This is a genomic window from Prevotella vespertina (assembly GCF_009728485.1).
GTDB classification, from domain to species: Bacteria; Bacteroidota; Bacteroidia; order Bacteroidales; family Bacteroidaceae; genus Prevotella; species Prevotella vespertina.
In genome coordinates, this window is sequence record NZ_VVIQ01000008.1 from 1 (window position 1) to 22,171 (window position 22,171).

The 22,171-nt window shown below is 39.5% G+C and carries 21 protein-coding genes; 8 read left to right on the plus strand and 13 right to left on the minus strand.

Annotation, left to right across the window (positions count from 1 at the left end; translation table 11 throughout):
• A partial coding sequence (locus F0475_RS11850; protein ID WP_234422978.1) for a hypothetical protein occupies positions 1–195 on the plus strand: 195 nt, incomplete at its 5' end.
• A gap of 344 nt (positions 196–539) precedes the next feature.
• Here the strand turns inward: F0475_RS11850 and F0475_RS07935 are convergent.
• The 6 genes from F0475_RS07935 to mazG all read right to left on the minus strand — a co-directional run bounded on the left by F0475_RS07935 (position 540) and on the right by mazG (position 6,154).
• Positions 540–1,007, minus strand: coding sequence for an HU family DNA-binding protein (locus tag F0475_RS07935; protein ID WP_155716216.1), 468 nt, complete (start codon positions 1,005–1,007; stop codon positions 540–542).
• Positions 1,008–1,240: 233 nt separating this feature from the next.
• Complete coding sequence (locus tag F0475_RS07940; RefSeq protein ID WP_155716217.1) at positions 1,241–2,845, minus strand: hypothetical protein; 1,605 nt, start codon at positions 2,843–2,845, stop codon at positions 1,241–1,243.
• A gap of 33 nt (positions 2,846–2,878) precedes the next feature.
• Positions 2,879–3,088, minus strand: coding sequence for a hypothetical protein (locus F0475_RS07945; RefSeq protein ID WP_234422979.1), 210 nt, complete (start codon positions 3,086–3,088; stop codon positions 2,879–2,881).
• 594 nt (positions 3,089–3,682) lie between these two features.
• Complete coding sequence (locus F0475_RS07950) at positions 3,683–4,597, minus strand: ribonuclease Z (RefSeq protein ID WP_155716219.1); 915 nt, start codon at positions 4,595–4,597, stop codon at positions 3,683–3,685.
• A 103-nt stretch (positions 4,598–4,700) separates the two neighbouring features.
• Positions 4,701–5,258 carry a lipocalin-like domain-containing protein gene (locus F0475_RS07955; RefSeq protein ID WP_009435277.1) on the minus strand — a complete coding sequence of 186 codons (558 nt, stop codon included), beginning with the start codon at positions 5,256–5,258 and terminating at the stop codon, positions 4,701–4,703.
• Between the two features lie 20 nt (positions 5,259–5,278).
• Positions 5,279–6,154, minus strand: a complete 876-nt coding sequence (gene mazG / locus F0475_RS07960) for a nucleoside triphosphate pyrophosphohydrolase (protein WP_155716221.1) — start codon at positions 6,152–6,154, stop codon at positions 5,279–5,281.
• Positions 6,155–6,300: 146 nt separating this feature from the next.
• Between mazG and F0475_RS07965 the strand changes: the two genes are divergently transcribed.
• Both F0475_RS07965 and F0475_RS07970 read left to right on the plus strand, forming a co-directional pair.
• Positions 6,301–8,994, plus strand: coding sequence for a valine--tRNA ligase (locus F0475_RS07965; protein ID WP_155716222.1), 2,694 nt, complete (start codon positions 6,301–6,303; stop codon positions 8,992–8,994).
• Between the two features lie 469 nt (positions 8,995–9,463).
• Positions 9,464–9,925: an HU family DNA-binding protein gene (locus tag F0475_RS07970; protein ID WP_155716223.1), complete on the plus strand. Its 462-nt coding sequence runs from the start codon at positions 9,464–9,466 to the stop codon at positions 9,923–9,925.
• Positions 9,926–10,168: 243 nt separating this feature from the next.
• Here the strand turns inward: F0475_RS07970 and galE are convergent, their stop codons facing one another.
• On the minus strand, positions 10,169–11,206 hold the full coding sequence (gene galE / locus F0475_RS07975) for a UDP-glucose 4-epimerase GalE (RefSeq protein WP_155716224.1): 1,038 nt from the start codon (positions 11,204–11,206) through the stop codon (positions 10,169–10,171).
• A 171-nt stretch (positions 11,207–11,377) separates the two neighbouring features.
• Between galE and F0475_RS07980 the strand changes: the two genes are divergently transcribed.
• Positions 11,378–11,824, plus strand: coding sequence for a hypothetical protein (locus F0475_RS07980; RefSeq protein ID WP_155716225.1), 447 nt, complete (start codon positions 11,378–11,380; stop codon positions 11,822–11,824).
• Entirely contained in the window at positions 11,821–13,077 is a 1,257-nt protein-coding gene (locus tag F0475_RS07985; RefSeq protein ID WP_155716226.1) for a type IX secretion system plug protein, read from the plus strand. The genes F0475_RS07980 and F0475_RS07985 overlap by 4 nt, the downstream gene beginning before the upstream one ends.
• A gap of 36 nt (positions 13,078–13,113) precedes the next feature.
• Here the strand turns inward: F0475_RS07985 and F0475_RS07990 are convergent, their stop codons facing one another.
• From F0475_RS07990 to F0475_RS08000, 3 genes are read right to left on the minus strand one after another with little or no spacing between them, the layout of a single operon-like run.
• Entirely contained in the window at positions 13,114–13,302 is a 189-nt protein-coding gene (locus tag F0475_RS07990) for a hypothetical protein (RefSeq protein WP_036895485.1), read from the minus strand.
• Entirely contained in the window at positions 13,299–14,822 is a 1,524-nt protein-coding gene (locus F0475_RS07995) for a Y-family DNA polymerase (protein WP_317163205.1), read from the minus strand. The genes F0475_RS07990 and F0475_RS07995 overlap by 4 nt, the downstream gene beginning before the upstream one ends.
• Before the next feature lie 33 nt (positions 14,823–14,855).
• Positions 14,856–15,251 (minus strand): hypothetical protein, encoded by a 396-nt coding sequence (locus F0475_RS08000; RefSeq protein ID WP_155716227.1) that lies wholly within the window; start codon positions 15,249–15,251, stop codon positions 14,856–14,858.
• A 178-nt stretch (positions 15,252–15,429) separates the two neighbouring features.
• Here F0475_RS08000 and lepA point away from each other — a divergent pair, with 178 nt between their 5' ends.
• Entirely contained in the window at positions 15,430–17,211 is a 1,782-nt protein-coding gene (gene lepA / locus F0475_RS08005; RefSeq protein WP_155716228.1) for a translation elongation factor 4, read from the plus strand.
• 28 nt (positions 17,212–17,239) lie between these two features.
• The gene (locus F0475_RS08010) at positions 17,240–17,839 is read left to right on the plus strand and encodes a Crp/Fnr family transcriptional regulator (protein WP_155716229.1); all 600 of its coding nucleotides are present in this window, start codon (positions 17,240–17,242) and stop codon (positions 17,837–17,839) included.
• Between the two features lie 101 nt (positions 17,840–17,940).
• Here F0475_RS08010 and F0475_RS08015 read toward each other — a convergent pair whose 3' ends face one another.
• The gene (locus F0475_RS08015) at positions 17,941–18,588 is read right to left on the minus strand and encodes an HAD family hydrolase (RefSeq protein WP_155716230.1); all 648 of its coding nucleotides are present in this window, start codon (positions 18,586–18,588) and stop codon (positions 17,941–17,943) included.
• A 160-nt stretch (positions 18,589–18,748) separates the two neighbouring features.
• Here F0475_RS08015 and mltG point away from each other — a divergent pair, with 160 nt between their 5' ends.
• Positions 18,749–19,783, plus strand: coding sequence for an endolytic transglycosylase MltG (gene mltG / locus F0475_RS08020; protein ID WP_155716231.1), 1,035 nt, complete (start codon positions 18,749–18,751; stop codon positions 19,781–19,783).
• A 744-nt stretch (positions 19,784–20,527) separates the two neighbouring features.
• Here the strand turns inward: mltG and F0475_RS08025 are convergent.
• Together F0475_RS08025 and F0475_RS08030 are read right to left on the minus strand one after the other, a co-directional pair.
• On the minus strand, positions 20,528–20,752 hold the full coding sequence (locus F0475_RS08025) for a hypothetical protein (protein ID WP_155716232.1): 225 nt from the start codon (positions 20,750–20,752) through the stop codon (positions 20,528–20,530).
• Between the two features lie 95 nt (positions 20,753–20,847).
• Positions 20,848–22,107 carry an Nramp family divalent metal transporter gene (locus F0475_RS08030; protein ID WP_155716233.1) on the minus strand — a complete coding sequence of 420 codons (1,260 nt, stop codon included), beginning with the start codon at positions 22,105–22,107 and terminating at the stop codon, positions 20,848–20,850.
• Positions 22,108–22,171 lie beyond the last annotated feature (64 nt).

Consider the following 22,171-nt stretch of genomic DNA (forward strand, 5'->3'; position numbering starts at 1 on the left):
CCTAGTCCTTCTATAGTTTCCCTATCCTGTAGGCTGGTTCTTCCTTTTGACAACAAAGGTAATGAATCAACCTTGCTTCCTAAAGGGGATTATACCCTGTTTAAGTTTCTTGCTGCAAACTTAGAGTTCTTCTGTTACTATGTCTCCAAAACTTATGTCATTGAAAAATATGTCTTTATGGTATTATGTCTCTAAATCCCATGTTCTTCTGTCTTACACAAAAGCCCCACCCCGTTAGGTTGGGGTGAGGCTGTACCACGAGAGCGAGAGAACCAAATTAATACACTAGTTTTGAAAGACATTAATTTCACAATTAATATAATCGATTGTCTTATTACAGAACGATTGATACCCTGAATCAATCTAAAAAAGCTCCCGTGGTATAAAAAAGAAAGCCCCCTAAAAGGAAGCCTCCCCAAGCCCCTCCAAAGGAGGGGATGTCCTTATTGCATACAGTTTGAAATAACCATATATATATGAGCGGACTTAGGGACATCCCCTCCTTTGGAGGGGCTTGGGGAGGCTTTTTGAGGGGGCTTTTACCCTGCCTGTGGTCCTGGGTTCTCTTCACTCCCCTCTCCATTCGGAGAGGGGGCGGGGGTGAGGCTTTTCTTCTTCCGCGCTGGATTATCCACATCCACCTGCAACTCCTTTAATGCCTTGCGCACCGGACTCTTCCAAGTCAATGTCAACTTCGGAGTTTTAAGGCTCTTGGCACATACGTCCTTCTCATTTTCTTCCATCTTCGAGGGAACGTTCACACGCAAAGAGAAGATGTCACCGAGGTCTAAGCCTGTCCCCATACGTGCACATTCGAGGATTAGGTTACGCAATGTGATAATCACATTACGTGCATCACCCTCTGTCAATGAGGTTTCGCGAACAATGCGTTCCAACACCATTTCGGGTGAGATCTTCTGCTGACCTTTTGGTGCGGCGATATATACCATTTTACCCTTCATTTTTCCCATAGTCGCCTTACGAGGCACAACTTTGAATTCAATCATTTTGATCTGGTTTTTAATTAAACATTAGATTAATATATCAACATCGTTTTGATGCCTTTTTCATGTGTTTTTATACCCAGCGGTTGGGTAGTCTTGTACCCAGCTGCTGGGTAGCGTCGTACCCATTCGTTGGGTAGACTCCTACCCATTCGCTGGGTACGATCGTACTTCTTCGCTGGGTACAACTCTACCCATTCGTTGGGTACAAAACAGACCGCGAACAAGCGCAAGGACTACTTAAACGCCCCGACTCTGTACCCGCTGATGCGGTCGAAGCTCTCCACGCGAACGCCATGATCGTTGAAGTACAGGTTGTACGCGCGGTAGCCGCCCACCGGGTCAGCACTAGACGACCAATAGTTGCCCTGGCTGCCAACGCCGGACAGCTTACCTAGGAAGTAGTAACCCAAGACGGGCAGATAGAAATAATTACCAGCGTCGGCAGCGGAAGGAAGACCGGAGTCGTAGATACTACTGTTGCTGTTGCTGTAACTATTCCATGTTGTTGTTGTGCGTAGGTCGGTTGTACCGTCGGCAGATTTCTCGGTGTCGTAATGATGCTCGGCTTGCAGCACAGACTTCTTCTTAAACCACATGCCACCTTTATATAAATGACCCATAGTAGTCCATAGCTCGTCATAGTCCCAACGAGGATCGCCGTACATGGCGTACCAAGACATCTCGTTAGCGTTGGGAAGACCTGCGCAACTCTGAGTTGCATCGACTCTAACACTTGGGCCACCTCCCCTGTGAAAAAAACGAGAGTCTGTGAAGCTATTGGCGTAGTTGCCGTTACTGCCCATGTTCACCACTGGCTGGTCTTTATTGCCTGACCACCATTCGTGACCCTTCCAGTATTGCTCCTGGGCATCCCACATATAATAATGGTCACCATCGTAATCACGTATGTTAAGGTTGCCATCTATATCATAATAGCTATTCTCGCTATAGGTGAAAGCCTTAAATGCTTTTGTAATAGTACCTCCTATTCCTGTTGAAATATCCATTAACCAATATCGTACCTTCAAAGTATGGGTTCCTGGCTTAATAACCATGTAGGCGCCATTAACTGCTACATTATCAGTTGCCGTATTCAAAGGAAAGCCATGGGAATAAGCTCCGCTACCTTTAGTACTAAGAATTATTTTCTTATCAGCTTCTACACCTGTACTGACACTTTCCAACGTGCCTGTACTTGCGTTCAAGGTATAAGTGCTTGCAATGTCATTATCTGAACTTACTTCTATCTTGGTTAAGTAGCAGTTCTGCAACAATGTATTACTTACATAAGGGTGGAATACAAGGTAAGCTGCTTGATGCTCTAACTTGAAGCTAAAAGACTTACCTCCTAAGGTTCCTGTAGCCGTTGCTGTACCATAGTCGCCAGATACGCCAAAATGCTCAGTGTTATTTGGTGTTGACTGACTTTGGGCAACTGGAATAACCACTTGGTTATTGCTACTGTTCTTACCGAAATAATAAACTTTATAACTACTACTTGCAGTAAACTTACCTGGAACTTTATAACTGAAAGAAGCTACCTTTTTGTCTGGTGCGTTCGTGCTCTTTCGTAATACGCCATCGTCGTCCTTAACGTAGATATAATCGCCTGCCTCCCAATAGAAGTCGCTACTGTTATAATTTAGCGATGTGCGGGTCTTTGTCTCGTCACCTGCTACGAAAGTGGTTAGGTTCTTGTCGTTATCCTCATTGGGGTTCGTTGGGTTCTGTGCTACATCCTCATTAGCGCAGGATGCAAAAGTCAAGGCTATACCAAATACAACAGCCAAGGACTTTAGTTGTGATGTGAATGAATGTTGTTTCATTGTTTGCTTCATTGTTACTTTGTTCTGTTTGTTAATAACTCTCTATTAGTCTTCCCATGAAGATGTGCTTTTATCTTCTAAGTCTTCATCATTCCATAAGCCTGACTCTTTGGCAGAAGCAGCTGGACCAGTAGCATGGTTTGCCTTTCTGTGCTGACTGGGGAAAGACGTGTCCATCAAATAAGTGGCTTCGTTGACTTGAATTATCATACACTCTGGTGTAGAATAACTCTTCTTTACTTGCTTTTTTCTCATTACTTCATTGATTAAAATAGTTGTTATTTCGTTCTTATTTTGCTTAAAATCGAGTTCACAAAAGGGCATAAAAAAGCGAACAAAGGAAACTCCTAGAAGTCCTTTGTTTACAGGGGTTACGGCACGCTTCGCGCGCGCGTATGCGAGAAGAAAAAATGTGTTATTAGACGCTAGGTGCGCATATTGTGTGTGTGTGTGTGTGTGTGTGTGTTAGCAAATTATTTGGATTGACCAAAGATAAAGTGCAAAAAGATGCAAAGAATTCGATAATTCTTTGCAGTACTTCGTTCACTTGATATGTCATTGCTAATTGTTTCACGGCGGCAAAGGTAAGAAGAATAAATTAACTAGCCAAATAAAAACAAAAGAAAAAGCCTCACCCCCGCCCCCTCTACAGCCTCACCCCCAACCCCTCTCCGAATGGAGAGGGGAGTAGAAAGTACTGTTTGCTAGGGATTTGTGGGGGATTTGTGGGAAATTTGCTGGAGAATTTACAGGAGGATTTTATTGGTGATTGGAAGAAGTTAGATAGAGAGATACCAGGTGTTTACTATATAATAAAGGTGGAAACAAGGAATATGTGTCCTATTTGTCTTAAACATCAATGACCATCCCCTCTTGTGATAAGATAGTATTCGGGAAGATAGCTTGAGATTCTTTCAATAGTTGCTCTTCATTATTATATCGAGCAGAATAATGACCTAAAAGTAATTTACCAACCTTTGCATCATGTGCTACCTTCGCAGCTTGTTCTGACGTACTATGCCAATAGAGCTTAGCACGATCGGCATCCTTCGCAAGATATGTGCTTTCATGATAAAGCGTATTAACTCCTTGAACTTGCTTAGAAAGCGACTTAATATATCTCGTATCGGAACAATAAGCGTAACTACGGGCAGGAGTAGCAGGAGATGTTAGTCGATCGTTCGGAATAATATCTCCATCAGGAGTGATCCAATCGGCACCATTCTTTATGTTATTAATCTGACTGATTGGGATATGATAGAAATCAATCATATCTCGACGAATATGCGGAAGCGTTTGTTTCTCTCTAAAAAGGAATCCACAACATTCTACTCTATGCTGCAAAGGGATCGTTTCAACTGTCAGACTACGATCTTCATAAATCACTTTCTGTTGAGTTGTATCTAAGCCATGGAATATTACCTCAAACCCTAATCCCTGACAAAAGAAGTCGAGTGTTTGCTGAAGGATAGGCTCAAAAGAAGAAGGAGCATAGATATGTAGAGGTGCGGTGCGCCCCGTCATACCAAATGTAGACAACATTCCTGGTAATCCAAAACAATGATCACCATGAAGATGACTAATGAATACGGCTATAATTCTAGAGAAATGGATGTGCAACCTACGTAATTGTATCTGCGTTCCTTCTCCACAATCAATCATAAATTGCTTTTCTCTCAGTTCAACAACCTGCGAAGAAGGATAATGTCTCAATGTAGGTAAGGCACTTCCACAGCCTAAAATACGTACAGTAAATGGTTCCATACAGCAATACTAACGAATATGAAAATGCTCGAATCGCTTAGCTAAATCTCATTCAAAGAGCTATTACACGACACGAGCATTATAATGTTTTATCAGTTAAATCTTACTTTCCTCTTGTAAAGACAAAAATACCATTGTGATTTTCTAATGATAGTGAGTCAGCACCGAGGTTATCAACGTCAAAGGTATCTTTTGATAATATCAACTTACCATTCCAAATCTTCCATGAAGTCCAAGGACTCTTCTCCGACTGAAGACTGGAACTAACCGTTCCACCCTCTTTAATCTCGAAGTTGCGATCAAGACTTGTCCAATTTCCTAATAGAGAAGTTAGGTTAATGGCTGAACGCATGAAGTTATCGCCATATTCCTTATACCCAATCACGGCAAAGCGATCGCCGTGAATCTTTCCACCTTTCACAACATCGATTGTGTCATCTGGATTTACTAAGAACTCAACCGTATCACCTTTATCCGTAAGTAGGATTAAAGAATTCATACCACCGTCAACCATAGTACCATAAACAGTACTATCGCCCACAGTCAAAGAATCGGTACTACCACTTGCTTGAGCCAATGATGACTTTGCCTTATTATCCTTACAAGCGTAAACAGCAGCAAGGATAATCAATGAAATAACTAAATAAAAACTCCTTTTCATATGCTTAAAATCTTTAGTTCTTATAGTTTCTTTGCTTCTTCCCAATATTGATCCATCTCCGCAAGCGTCAAATCCTTTATAGAGACACCTTTCTCACGTGCTTTCTTTTCGATGTAATCAAATCGTTTTATAAACTTCTGATTCGTATGTTCGAGTGCATTATCAGGATTAATATGATAGAGACGGGCTGCATTGATAAGCGAAAACATAAAGTCGCCAAACTCTTCGGTTGAACGCTCTTTATCTTCTTTCTGCAGTTCTGCCTTCAACTCGCCTAACTCTTCATAAACCTTGTCCCATACCTGCTCTTTTTCTTCCCAATCAAAACCCACATTACGAGCCTTGTCTTGTATGCGATAAGCCTTTATAAGACTTGGCAATGATTCTGGGACACCAGAGAGAACAGACTTATTTCCATCTCTTTCGCGCTGTTTTCGCTGTTCCCAAGTAGATTCAACTTGCGTTGCTGTATTAGGTGCTGTTTGCTGATTATCGCTTGTTTGCTGTTTCAATTCATCTTTGTAAACCACCTGCCCATTAGCATTTACAGCCATATCCGAGCGAGAAACATCCCATCCTGTCCAGTTAATAAAATCATGTCTGAACATCAATTTATCTGATTGCGCATTGCAAACATCAGCAACATCAAACTCTTCTTTCTCCTGACCGAGCATTGAATAGAACACAACGTGCTCCATAACATCTCCCAATTCCTTACAGATATTCTTTGAATCGTTCTTGAGAAGAGCATCAGCTAACTCGAAAGTCTCTTCAATAGTATTAGGACGAAGACTCTCATTGGTTTGTTTTCTATCCCAAGGGCACTCCTTGCGAAGACGTTCCTGGACATCCAACAAACGTGCAAAGGCTTTTAATTTTTCTTCTTTTGTATGCAATGTCTTGATGTTTAAAGTTAAAGATAAACGTTAAAGTACTTACCTGGGAGTACTAATATCGCTGCAAAGATACACTATTTAAGCGGATTTTTTGTACTTTTGCACCGCATTTTATGATAATAAAGAATAAAAAAATATACGAAACAATGGAATTAGCAAGCAAGTATGATCCACAGGTTGTGGAATCAAAATGGTACCAGTATTGGCTGGACAATAAGCTATTTAGTTCTAAACCTGATGGGCGTGAGCCTTATACTGTGGTGATTCCGCCACCAAATGTTACTGGTGTACTCCACATGGGACACATGCTCAACAACACTATTCAGGACATTCTTGTAAGACGTGCGCGCATGGAGGGTAAAAATGCTTGCTGGGTTCCAGGTACTGACCATGCAAGTATTGCTACCGAAGCAAAGGTTGTAAACAAGTTGGCGCAGGAAGGTATAAAAAAGACCGACCTTACCCGTGAACAATTCCTTGAGCATGCGTGGGATTGGACGCATGAGCATGGCGGTATTATCCTGAAACAGTTGCGCCGTTTGGGCTGCTCTTGCGATTGGGATCGTACTGCTTTCACCATGGATGACACCAGAAGTAAGAGTGTTATTAAGGTATTCTGCGACTTATATAATAAAGGTTATATCTATCGTGGCGTACGAATGGTAAATTGGGACCCACAGGCACAGACTGCTCTATCGGACGAGGAGGTGATTTATAAGGATGAACACTCTAAACTTTATCACCTTAAATATTATGTTGCTGCCGACGATCAGGCTAAAGTGAAGCGCAAAGACGAGGGCAATGTAATGCACAAAGATGAGAAAGGTTACTATGCCGTGGTTGCAACGACCCGTCCTGAAACAATTATGGGCGATTCGGCTATGTGTATTAATCCAGAAGATGTGAAGAACACATGGCTTAAAGGTTTGCATGTCATCGTACCATTGGTTAACCGCGTAATCCCAGTTATCGAGGATTCATACGTCGATATTCAGTTCGGAACAGGTTGTTTGAAGGTAACTCCTGCACACGATGTCAACGACCATGCGCTCGGTTTGAAACATGGATTAGAGACAATCGACATCTTCAATGATAACGGAACCATCTCTGAGGCGGCTGGTTTGTATGTAGGTCAAGACAGAATGGACGTGCGCAAGCAGATATCTAAGGACTTAGAGGCGGCTGGTTTGATGGAAAAGGTAGAAGACTATGACAATAAAGTAGGCTTCTCGGAGCGTACCAACGTGCCTATCGAGCCGAAACTCTCTACACAATGGTTCCTCAAAATGCAGCACTTTGCCGACATTGCGCTCGCTCCAGTCATGGACGATGAGATAGAATTCTATCCAAAGAAATATAAAAACACCTATCGCCACTGGCTTGAAAACATCAAAGACTGGTGTATCAGTCGCCAACTTTGGTGGGGTCATCGCATCCCTGCTTACTATTTCAAGGACGCAGAAGGTAAGAACGCTACAGTCGTTGCAGAGACCGCAGACGAGGCATTGAAACTCGCAAAAGAAAAGAATCCTAACGTCACCGCAGCCGATTTAGAGCAGGAAAGCGATTGCATGGACACATGGTTCTCCAGTTGGCTATGGCCAATCTCTGTGTTTGATGGCATTAACAACCCCGATAATGAGGAAATAAACTACTACTACCCTACGAGCGATCTCGTGACAGGTCCAGACATTATCTTCTTCTGGGTGGCACGAATGATCATGGCAGGCTATGAATATCGTGGCAAATTCCCATTCAAGCACGTTTATTTCACGGGTATTGTGCGCGATAAGCTCGGACGTAAGATGAGCAAAAGTCTTGGCAATTCGCCTGACCCGATTATGCTTATCGAGAAATATGGTGCCGATGGCGTGCGCATGGGTATGATGCTTTCAGCTCCAGCCGGCAATGATATTCTCTTCGATGAGACGCTCTGCGAGCAAGGACGTAACTTCAATAACAAGATTTGGAATGCTTTCCGTCTCGTACAAGGTTGGCAGACTGCCGATATTGAACAGCCACAAGCAAGCCGAATCGCCGTTGAATGGTTCGATGCCAAACTGAAAGCTGTGAACAAAGAGATGGACGAACAGTTCAAGAGCTATCGTATTTCCGAGGCATTGATGACCGTCTATCGCCTCTTCTGGGACGAGTTTTCAAGCTGGTACTTGGAGATGATTAAGCCAGAATATGGCAAGCCTATCGACAAAGTGACCTACGATGCGACGCTTCATTTCTTCAATTCTCTGTTAAAGATGCTCCACCCCTTCATGCCTTTCATCACCGAAGAGCTATGGCAGCACATCTATGACCGCAAGGACAGCGAGAGCATTATGCGTGACGAACTGAAACTTCCAGCTCCAACCAAGGACGAAGAGCGGTTAATCGAAGGCATAGAACAGGTGAAAGCAATCGTCGGCGGTGTCAGAACGGTGCGCAATCAGAAGAATATCGCACCTAAGGTTGAACTCGAACTCAATGCCATTGGGCAAAATAACTACGAGGCTTACAACAGCGTAATCCGTAAGATGGCGAACTTAAAGACAATCGAAGTGGTTGCAGAGAAGCCCAGCGATGCCTCAGGCTTCATGGTCGGAACGGACAGTTTTGCCGTACCTGTTGGCGATTTGATTGATGTTGCAGCCGAAATCGAAAAGCAAGAGAAAGAACTCAACCATCTGAAAGGCTTCCTCGCTGGCATCAAGAAGAAACTATCTAACGAGAATTTCGTTTCTCATGCCCCTGCGGCAGTCATCGAACGTGAGCGCAAAAAGCAAAGCGATTCCGAAGAAAAGATTGCAGCCCTCAAAGCAAGTTTGGAAGAATTGAGAAAGAAGTAAACTAATTTTACCTAACAATATCCGAGTAGGAATTAGGCTTATTAACGAATAGCAGGCTTAATTCCTACTCTCTTTTTTCGTCATTTTGCACACGAAAATCACCCATTTTTAGCTCATTTTATATGCCTTCGTAAGCTACTGACTATCAGCGAGATACAAAACCAAGAATAAATTCAGAAAAAACGTATATACATTTTGATGAAAACGTATATACGTTTTATCGAAAATGTATATACGTTTTTAGTAAATCCAATATACGATTTCTTAGAAATGAATATACGATTACTCAAAATTAAATATTGGTTTCTGAAAAATGGATCACAAAAAAAAATAAAATTATATGTATCCTTTGCCTATTTATTCAAATAATTTCATTATATTTGTGGCATACAATCTGAGTGTAAGTACTGTGAAGTGTGCAGATACCCCACTCTAATTTATTTAAAACACATTAAAAACCATTTAGCTTATGGATTTCTCTTTAACAAAGCGCAAGGTTAGTATTGGCGCAAAGAAAAATCAGGAAGTCTTCGTTGCTCACCCTGTTTGTCAGAAACATCATATCACTTTTGATGAACTATGTGATCGCATGGCGGACGATTCAACCGTCGGTCAAGCTGACATTGCGGCTGTATTCTATCGTTTCCGCAAAGTGTTAAACGAACTTTGTTCGAGAGGTTACATTGTCGACGGGGGACCAATCGGTACGTTCCGACCCACATTCACCTCAAAATCTGTGCTGAAAGAAGAAGATTTCAGGCCTTCGGAATGTATTTCCAAAACGCAAATTCTCTTCACTCCAACCGCCGATTTCCGAAGACTCAAGGATGTAGAGTTTTTCCGCGTAGCTGCGCAGGAGAAACCTAAAAGCAAGAAGAAGAAGAAAGAGGAGAAAAACGAGCACGAAGAGAATGGACCAGTAGTTGGCTAAATCTCATTCCTTAGAAACAATACGCCACGAGCAATTTGCTCGTGGCGTCTTTATTTTTGGGAAAAGGTAGTCTATTGATTTCTCAAACAGCCTCATCACTTGATGATATTACAGCGCAAAACAAAATTATCCCCCGATTCACATCGAGGGATAACAACAACACAAACACAAAATAAAGCAGGATTCCCTGCAATTATTGTATATGAAAATTATAATTAATTAATTCAGTATCTTTTTTTTTAATTACATCACTCCATCTGTTCTTAGCTTCTCTTGCCATTTCCAGGCAGATGCAAGAACATCAGATAAAGGGGTATCTGCTTTCCAACCCAATACAGTATTAGCCTTGGTGCAATCTCCCCAAATCTTCTCAATATCCCCTTCACGACGTGGACCAAACTTCCAATTCACCTTTACGCCCGTAGCTTTCTCGAAGGTTTCAACAATCTCACGAGTGGTATTGCCGTGACCAGTACCAATGTTGAAATATTCAATATTATCTGATTTATTATCTAAGATACGCTTCATCGCCGCAACATGCGCCTTGGCTAAATCAACAACATAGATATAATCGCGGATACATGTGCCATCAGGTGTATTATAATCGTTACCGAAGATGGTTAATTCTTTTCTGATTCCCATCGCTGTTTGCGTAACGAATGGTATCAAATTGTTAGGAACGCCATTTGGTAATTCACCTATCAATGCTGAAGGATGCGCTCCAATTGGATTGAAATAACGCAAAACAATACTCTTGATGTTTGCTCCGCTATGGATGTAGTCAAGGATTATTTGCTCATTAATCTCCTTTGTATTGCCATAAGGTGAGGTAGCTTTCTGATGAGGCGCATTTTCTGTCACTGGCAAATTCTCTGGATTTGGCTGACCATATACGGTGCAAGAACTAGAGAAAATAATTCCTTCAACGCCATATTCAGGCATTAATTCAAGTAAATTAACCAGTGAAACAATATTATTTCTGTAGTACATTAATGGTTTCTGTACGCTCTCCCCTACTGCTTTTGAGGCAGCAAAGTGGATAATACCTTCAATCTTAGGATACTTACGGAATACATTTTCTGTTGCTTTGCGATCACGAAGGTCTACCTGTTCAAAAGTAGGACGCACACCCGTTATCTTTTCAATACCATCTAATACCTCAATCTTAGAATTAGACAAGTCATCTACTATAACGACATCATAACCAGCTTCTATCAGTTCAACACTTGTATGAGAACCAATGAAACCAGTACCACCTGTAACAAGAATTGTTTGTTTCATTTGCTTTTTAAGATTACCTTCTATTTAGGTTAATAAAACCATAAGTTTCGTTGCAAAGATAACGCTTTTTTCATTATCAACAAAAAAAGAACGTAAAAAAAACGACGAGATAATATAAAACAGAAAACTTTTTGTATATTTGCCCCCATATAAATAAATATCATACCAACGATGAATGTAACCGAACAGACTCAGCAACAAATTGAACGTTTCTTAAAGAAAATCGCACAGAAATTCACAGCAAGTGATTGTAACCTGTCTATGACTGATCTCCATTTACGCGCTTCTCAAGATAGTGGCGACCTGATGGCATTTGATGATAATGATAACGAAATTACTCGTTGTGTTATCGAAGAATGGATTGATAATAAGAGCGATAACTTTTATCCAGAAATAGCGTTAGTACTGCGTTCTGAGATGAATCGTGTTAAAGATATAATAGAGAATCTTTCTATTATGAAGCCTTATAGCTTCGTGCTAGAAGATGATGATAAGAATTGTATAACGGAATTGTATCTTGTTGATGATGATTTAGGAATCATAGGTGGTGATCTTATGCAAGGACTAGACAAGGATTTAGATAGTTTCCTTCAAAATATTTTGGAAGAAGACGCATGAGACAGCTGCTCCTTACATCCTATTGCCTCTTATTATCATTCTTTCCTATAAGTATCTCCGCACAGAGACACGAGATTATCGATAATAATATTCGGTCATTGCAGGTCGTTGCTAATCAGAACTGGCTAACATTACCTATAATGTATCTAAACGGCGGCAAGATTAGTATTGATTTTGATGATCTTACGCATACTTATCGACGAATGACTTATAGTATAGAACATTGTGAAGCTGACTGGAAAACATCAGAAAATCTCTTTGATAGTGACATTGCCGACGGCTTTCTCAATGATAATTTAATAGACGATGTAAAAGAGTCTACCTTAACTAACACCTTATACACACATTATCATCTAGAAATTCCAAACAAGGATTGTCAACCAAAGATTTCAGGTAATTACAGATTAACGGTCTTTGATGATAACAAAAAGCCTTTGTTGACTGCGTGCTTTATGCTTATTGAGCCTGCCGAAAACGCAATGGGCGTTAAACTGAGTGTGACAACTCAAACGGATGCTACGATTAATGATGCTCACCAACAGGTAGAAATGGCTGTAAATTATGGGAATTACATTGTTTCTAATCCACAACAACAAATTAAAACGGTTGTATTACAAAATCGTAACTGGCTAGATGCTAGATGGAATAGTAAACCACAATATGTAATGAATAATGGTTTACAATGGATACATGATAAGGACTATATCTTCTGGGGAGGCAACGAATATCGTAAATTTGAACTTCTATCGACCGATGTGGCTTCAATGGGCATAGATCATGTAGCTTGGGATGGAAGTAATTTCCATGCTTATCCTTTTATCACAACACCATTATTAAATTATATCTACGAAGAGGATGCTGATGGTGCTTTCCTTATCCGTAATTCAAATAATATAGAAAGCAATACAACAAGTGACTATGTTATCACGCATTTCCAACTAAATGTACCAGAACCAGCACCTTATCATATCTTTTTAAATGGTGATTGGACGTACAGTCGCTTATTACCGCAATATGAAATGATCTATAACCCTACGAAGAAATGCTATGAAGCCGCCTTACCTTTGAAGTTGGGTTATTACAATTATCAATTCATAGCAGTAAATAATCAAGGAAACTTAGTCCCCTTTACCATTGATAAGAGTCATTATCAAACAGAGAATAGCTATCAAGCTCTTATTTATTTCCGCCCACAAGGTGGAAGAACAGATAAACTTGTAGGTTATGATAATATTAGATTCACAAAGAGATAAACTTAGCAATGTAAGGCTTCGATATAAAACATTGCACTATATATCCATCTCATTATCTTCTTTCTTTGCATTTGTATCACGAATAACTTTCGCAATAGCTTCCTCATATCCAGTAAGCGCAGCAAAAGGCGCAAATTGTGCAGCCCGGTTATAAAGACTCATCCGTGGATGTCGCTTAGAGACATGATGAGGGAGATTGATTATGTCATCATACTTATCTGTCATGCTTTATGTCCTCCAATTTGTTTATTACGTTCACGTGCCGTAGAACCTTCTTCAAAATTTAATCCTCGCAATAGTGAATTCTTACCAAAACGCTGTTTGATGTTTAATATCGTTTCTTGCATTCTCCGTTCACGTGCTAGTTCTTTCTTTTCTTTTTCACGCTTCTTTATTAAGGTTTCATTATCTGCAAAAAGATCCAACTCAACTGGTTCTGGAGTTCTATTATTGATAAATTCTTCTCGAAGTACATGATTCAATGAAATATTTACTCGTCTAATAAGCAATCTTCTATCAACAATCTCTTCATAAAGCTTTAAAATTGTTTGAGTCATTATATGTGAAGAAGAAGTAAAATGAGGAAAAGTAGCGGAACCATGAGCATGTTTAGGCACTTTACGTCCATACCAATCTTTAGATATCGGACCAGTATAATCATTTACCTTCGTTGATATCAAACTATCTTTATCATATCCAACATAAAGAACAAGTTGATCTGCAACACAACGTTTCTCAACTAAATCTAAAGACAAGGCATCAACCATCTCTTGTACAACAACTTTTGCTTTCTGAAAAGTATAAGCTTCATGTAATACTTGCCCACTACTCATAGAATTACATTCAGGACGATAAACTTTCACCATTTCCATTGTACATGGTTCCCAGCCCCAAGCATGATCTATCAATAATTCTGCATTAACGCCAAAGAGCTTATAAAATAATTCTTCATGTTCAAGAGACCAACGAGCTATCTTGCCCATAGTGTCAATTCCATAAGCATATAATTGTTGGGCAATACCATGCCCTACACGCCAAAAGTCTGTAAGTGGTTTATGATTCCATAGATTTTTTCGATAACTATGTTCATCTAATTCTGCAATTCTAACCCCATCCTTATCAGCAGGTATATGCTTTGCCACGATATCCATCGCCACCTTACAAAGATATAAGTTAGTTCCTATACCCGCCGTAGCTGTTATCCCTGTCTCACGAAGAACATCACGAATCATCTTCATGGCAAAATCATGAGATGATAGTTTAGAACTATAAAGATAAGGTGTAGCATCTATAAACACCTCATCTATCGAATACACATGTATATCCTCTGGTGCTACGTATCGCAAATAGATACTATATATCTTGGCACTATGTTGAATGTAATGTGCCATTCTTGGGACTGCCGTGATATAATCAACTTCCCAATCCTTATGCTGTTCTAAATCAATTACATTGGAAGACTTACCAGTAAAGCCTCCTTCTAACAATTCTTCCTTTCGTTTATTATTGACTTCGCACAAACGTTGAACAACCTCAAATAAACGTGCACGTCCTGGTAAGCCATAAGATTTAAGAGAAGGTGATACTGCTAAACAAATTGTCTTTTCCGTTCTACTGACATCTGCGACGACAAGATTAGTTGTCAAAGGATTCAAGCCACGCTCAACGCACTCCACACTGGCATAGAACGATTTCAGATCTATGGCAATGTAAGTCTTTGAATGTGGAACACATGATGTATGCACTAGAAGTAATCCTGAATGTAATTAAGAATCTATCTATTGAAAATCTTTTGTAGTATAAGTTGCATCAAACAACACTTCTGAAGGCTTCTTTTCAGAATGGTAGGTATATTGGAAGTTAAAGCCTGCATCTTTATAAGCTTTCGTTCCTGCATCTGATCTTAAACCTTCTTTCAAGGCTTGCCGTAATTTACCTTGTTGTTTATCAATAACCAATCTATTATCAGCTGTACCAACAAGCGTATTATAATAATGAATGGTTCGAGTAGTCGATTCAAAGACCATACTATCCAACCGTACATTATCTACTACTGGAGTTGGACATTTTTTCTCTGTATATTCTTTACATTCCTGAGCTGCTCTATCTTCTAAGCTCCTATGACAAGAAGAACAAAGTGCCAGCATTAAAGCAAAATAGAATAAACGCTTCATAATTAATTCTTTTATTATTATTTCATTGGAATATATCATAAAGTAGATTCCCAACGAGCTTAATTCTCTATCAAATATTCTTTGCAAAGATAACAAAAAATAGCTAATTTCCTAATTCATCATTCCACATTCTCAGAATTTATGATTATATTTGCATCTCAAATTATAGAACGAACTGATGGATCATATAAGAAATTTCTGCATTATTGCCCACATTGACCATGGTAAATCAACTTTGGCCGATCGTCTTCTTGAATACACCCAAACTATCAAGATTACTGAAGGGCAGATGCTTGACGACATGGATTTGGAGCGTGAGCGTGGCATCACGATTAAGAGTCATGCCATTCAAATGGAATATACTTTCAATAAGGAAAAATATGTATTAAACCTTATTGATACTCCAGGACACGTTGACTTCTCTTATGAAGTATCACGTAGTATTGCTGCTTGCGAAGGGGCTTTACTCATTGTTGATGCGACTCAGGGTGTACAGGCTCAGACAATATCAAATCTTTATATGGCCATCGATCATAATCTAGAGATTATCCCTGTCATCAATAAGATTGATATGCCTAACGCAATGCCAGAAGAAGTTGAAGATGAGATTGTCGACTTGATTGGTTGTGATCCTGAAGATATTATTAGGGCAAGCGGAAAGACTGGTGAAGGCGTTTCTGAGATACTTGAGGCAATTATTAAACGTATCCCATCTCCCAAAGGTGATATTAATGCCCCTCTACAAGCTCTTATCTTTGACTCTATTTTCAACTCCTTCCGTGGTATTATTACCCTTTGCAAGGTCGACAATGGTGTCATAAAGAAAGGCGATAAAGTAAAGTTCGTTCAAACAGGGATGGAATATACTGCTGACGAAGTGGGTGTATTGAAAATGGATATGGTACCCACCAAACAACTTTCGACAGGTGAAGTGGGGTATATTATATCTGGCATAAAAAATGCAACGGAGGTAAAGGTCGGTGACACTGTTACTCACATTGATGCTCCTTGCAAGCATGCTATCGAGGGATTCCAAGAAGTAAAGCCAATGGTTTTTGCTGGTGTCTACCCTATTGATCCAAATGATTACGAGAATCTTCGTGCCTCTCTAGAGAAATTACAACTTAACGACGCTTCACTTACATTCCAACCAGAAAGCTCACAGGCTCTAGGATTTGGATTCCGTTGTGGATTCCTCGGTCTATTACACATGGAGATTGTGCAGGAACGATTAGATCGTGAATTTAATATGGACGTAATTACCACAGTTCCGAATGTTAGCTACATGGTTTATGACAAGCAGGGCAACGAGAAGGAAGTTCATAATCCTTCTGGTTTGCCAGATCAAACAATGATCGATCATATTGAAGAACCTTTTATAAAGGCTTCTATCATCACTTCAAGTGACTATATTGGTCCTATCATGACTTTGTGCCTTGATAAACGTGGTGAATTAGTAAGTCAGAACTATGTAAGTGGTAATCGTCTTGAACTGATCTTCATGATTCCTCTTGGTGAGATTGTGATTGATTTTTATGACAAATTAAAGAGTATTTCAAAAGGTTATGCCTCGTTTGATTATCATATAGATTCTTTCCGCCCATCCAAACTAGCAAAGCTTGATATCTTGTTAAATGGAGAGCCTGTAGATGCTCTTTCTACATTAACACACGAGAGTAACGCAGTCACATTCGGGAGAAGAATGTGTGAGAAACTAAAGGATTTGATTCCTCGCCAGCAGTTCGACATTGCAATACAAGCTGCTATCGGGGCTAAGATTGTCGCAAGAGAGACTGTTAAGCAGGTACGAAAGGACGTTACCGCTAAATGTTATGGAGGCGATATTAGCCGTAAGCGCAAACTTTTGGAGAAACAGAAGAAAGGTAAGAAACGTATGAAACAGATTGGGAATGTACAGGTTCCACAAAAAGCATTCCTTGCTGTATTGAAATTAGACTAAAGGATAAGAAAAAGAAAGGATAGGAAAAATGAAAGAATTAGCAAATGATACTAGAGATATTGCACGTGAATTAGCACGCAAATATAGTACTATGACTCACGAGGAATTAGATGTCCTCGAGAGTATCCTAGTACCAATGAAATTCAGCAAAGGGCAGATGATTCTCAATGAAGGAGAAGTATGCAAGCACTTTTATTATATAGAAAAAGGACTTGTACGTCAGTTCTATTTTAAGAATGGTAAAGAGATAACAGAGCACCTTGGAGAAGATCATGGTGTTATAATGTGTATCGAAAGTCTCTTTCAAGAAGAACCAACGAAATTACAGGTGGAGGCATTGGAACCAACACTTATTTATGCTCTCCCTAAACAGAGACTAGAACAAGTAGCTTTGCATAATGTAAACATACAGATTCTATATCGTAAAATCCTTGAAGAGAGTCTAATCATTTCACAGATACACGCAGACCTTGTTCGATTTGAAACTGCACAAGCTCGATACAAGAGAATGTGCAAATTAAATCCACAAGTCGTACTTCGAGCACCACTCGTTTACATTGCAAGTTACTTGCAGATGACACCAGAGACACTAAGCCGTGTACGTTCGTCTACACTGCTCGATGATTAAACGAGCTTTATTACAAAGTAGATAGAATATTAGTTTTTGTCATGTCGTAAATTAAATCTTATAACAATAGATTCATAATTTACAGCATGACAAAAATCGTTTTAGAGCTTAGACAGTATATCATGTGGGGTCTCCACAAACAAGGTTGCACCATGTTCTATCAAGAATTCTTTATCTCGGAAGCCCCAAAGAACACTAATACAAGGCAATCCACTATTCTTTGCCGTCATAACATCCACATCGCTATCACCGATATAAACCGCCCCGTCTTTAGATGCACCTAACTGACGAAGTGCTTCGAGAACTGTATCAGGAGCTGGTTTCTTGCGAATATTCTCCCGTTCCCCAATAGCTACTTCTATCGTGTCAGCAAAGAAATGATGAGCAAGATCCTGTGTCGCTGCATAAAACTTATTACTTACTATAGCAAGTTTCTTTCCACGCCGTTTTAACTCTGCAAGAAGTTCCAATACACCATCATAAGGATGAGTCCTATCCAGATTGTGCTTCAAATAGTGCTCACGAAACTTTGCATACACTTCTTCAAAGCGAGGATTTTGCTGACCATCAGGAATAGCACGCTCCATCAGAAGTTTAACCCCATTACCAACAAACATACGAACCTCTTCCAATGTTCTTTCAGGCATTCCTGCCCATCGCAATGCATAATTCGTACTTGCTGCTAAATCCTCTAAACTACTTAACAGCGTCCCATCTAAATCGAAAATATAAGTATCAAAATCCTTCATTATCCCTTGTTTTACGATGGACAAAATTACGCAATAATAGAGAAAACAGACTATCTTTTCTCTTAAATTTCAAAAAAAGTATCGATCTATATCACATACAACAACACTTTTAATGGAGAATTATGTAACTTTGCAACATTGATAAATTAAGCATAACAAGATGGCAAACAAATCGAAGAATAACAAGAAATCGAAAAAGAAATTGGTACTCACAACTATTGCTGTTGTACTAATCGGTATCATTTACTTTCTTTTCTTTGCAGGAATGTCGCGAACAGGGAAAGAGCAATATATTCTGATTGATCAGAATGATAACGCTGATTCTGTCTACACTAAGCTGCAACCACTCTCTACTCCACAAGCCTTTTGGGTATTCAAACAGTTAGCTAAAATCACTGGCTATGGTGATAATATCCGTACAGGTAGGTTCGCTGTAGGTTCAGCTGGTTCACTTCAAACATTCAGACATATAAGAAACGGCTTGCAAGCTCCTGTCAAACTAACTATTAAACCAGTTAGAACGCTTAATGACTTAGCTAAAGAGATAAGCAGTAAAATGATGTTTACACGCAGTGAACTACTTGCACGACTAACCTCACCTACCACATGTAAGAAATATGGATTCACACCAGAAACAATTCCTGCAATGTTTATCCCAAACACATACGACTTCTATTGGGACACATCAGTAGACAAGTTTCTAGACAAGATGTCTGAAGAAAATAAAAAGTTCTGGACATTTGAACGGAAAGAAAAAGCGAAAGCCGCAGGTCTAACGCAGAGCGAAGTAATTACACTCGCAAGTATCGTTGACGAAGAGACATCAAATGTTGCAGAAATGCCAAAAATCGCTGGTATGTATATCAATCGTCTGCACATCAATATGCCACTACAAGCTGACCCAACAATAAAGTTTGCCACTAAAAACTTTACGGCACATCGCATATACCAAAAGTGGCTTACCATTGATAATCCCTACAACACATATAAGTATCGTGGCTTACCACCTGGCCCAATCCGCATACCTTCTGTTGCAGCCATTGACGCTGTTTTGAATTATGTACATCATGACTACATTTATATGTGTGCAAAAGAAGACTTTAGTGGAACGCATAACTTTGCAAAGACTTATCAAGAGCATCAAGAGAATGCTGCAAAATATGCCAAAGCTCTCAATGAGCGTGGAATAAAATAACGCAACAATTAGCTATACATAATTTCAACTTCTGAAATGCCAGCTATCTGGTTTTTCAGAAGTTTTTTAATTCCCTAGTATAAGCTTTCATACACAAATAGAGATACACCTTGAATCCCGTGTATGACAATATATACTTTCGTCATTGACAATATATACTTTCGTGCCCCACAAGATGTACTTTCGTGCCCCACGAAATGTACTTTCGTCAAAGGCAATCGAAAATGAAGAAGAAGATGCAGGTTGATGGGCTTTTATATTCTTGAACTCTATCAACTAAGAAGCACATAAAATTCTTCGCGAAGAAAATTGAAATTGTTCGCGAAGAATATTAACCCCATCTTAATTCATTATATAAATTCCTGATTCAGGTTGATAACCTTGGATAATTATCCTTAGTAAAAGTTGGCTTATACAAACACTAAAACTAATAATAGTCAATCTGTCACTAACTATCCACAATCATTCTAATTGTGAAGTCTTAACCTATCAAAGAATAAGAGAGAACAAAAGGTTAAAGCACAATGAATTTTAACCGAGAAATAATGAATAGAAGGACATGGCAAAAGAAAAAGGGAAGTCGTAAAATCATCTTTTACATCTTCCCTTTTTACTTATATTCTTTTCTTAGTCCCCCTTCTTTCAACTCCCCACTACGTGCATATCCACAAGGATATTGTTTTGTCTGCTCTCCTCCCTGCGTGGGAAGGAGTTGGGAAAGAGTCTGTTGGGTGACCTTCTATATTACTGTCCTACATAAATTGGACGGATGCTATACATGAAATACTTAGCAAGCATTGCCGAACTTGTCTTTCCAGGAGATACCTCTATATGGGCACCGTTTGTCATATATTGAGGTTGGAAGGCACTTGCCTGTGTTCTATTAGGATTACTTGTAGAAGTCCAGTAACCACCTTGGCTTCCTACCTTCTCAAGGTAACCATTATAATCACCATATACACCTGCCATTGGGAAGAATAGTCTTATCGTTAAAATAATTAATCAGTTACACTTTTAACTATAAAATAACATTTCAAAATGGTTACTTGCTTGCACAACATGTTCTATACACTCTCAAACAATAGCCAAATATTCAATAATGTAACAATGCCTGCCAATGAATACAAGAAGATCATATTGATTTTGCTGTTAGCATATTTACCCATGACACGCTTAGAAGATGTTAAGCCCACTTGCAAGAAAACAGTAAAAGGAAGTTGCACTGATAGGAACATCTGCGAGATGATTAAACCTTTAAAAGGATCGCCAATAAAGAATATGATCAAAAGAGCTACGCCTAACGACAAAACGATTCCTAAGATAGAGTGTGTATCTTTTGCATTATATGACTCACCAAACAAGCCAGAAAAGATACTACCTGCTGCCATTCCACTTGTAATTGTGCTAGAGATTCCAGCCAATAACAAGGCTATAGCAAAGATATTTGCTGCATTATTACCTAATAGGGGCTGTAACATTGCTTGTGCTTGAGAGAGTTCTTCTACATGCTGACCATGTGAAAAGAAGGTTGTCGCCGCTAATAGAATCATAGCAGAATTGATTGCCCAACCTATTATCATCGAAAATAAGGTGTCAATAAACTCATACTTTAACATGTGCTGAATGCGCTCGTCACCTTTTAAATGTATCTCACGGCTCTGAACAATCTCGGAATGGAGAAAAAGATTATGAGGCATTACAACGGCTCCCAATACGCTCATAATAATCAAGAGGGAACCTTGAGGAACAGTGGGCACAAAAGCTCCTTCGATTGCTGACGGCCAATGAATATCAACCAAGAACAACTCATATATAAACGAAAGTCCAATCATTGATACAAAACCAATAATGGCACGTTCCATCTTCTTGTAGCTATTTGTAAAGAGCATGATAAGAACAGCCACAGTAGTAAGTACGGAACCTGTTGGAATACTCATCCCGAATAACATCTGCAAAGCAATTGCTCCACCTAGTATTTCGGCAAGCGATGTCGATATACTAGCAAGAATCGCACTAATAATTATAGGTCGCCCCACCCATTTTGGAGCATACTTCACAGCAGCTTCGCTCAAACATAAACCCGTCACAATTCCCAAGTGCGCAACATTATGCTGTAATGCTATCAACATAATAGTTGATAAGGTTACAACCCACAATAAGGCATAACCATATTCCGATCCTGCTGCAAAGTTACTTGCCCAATTTCCTGGATCAATAAATCCAACAGTAACTAATAGCCCAGGTCCTATATATTTAAAAATATCCAAGGCACCCAATACATGTGGGTGATCCTTTCGCCTCAAGTCCTTAAAAAAATTCTTCATAATTAATAAGTTTCTTGCAAAGTTACATTATCTATACGAGAAAACACAACTTACGAGAAAAGAT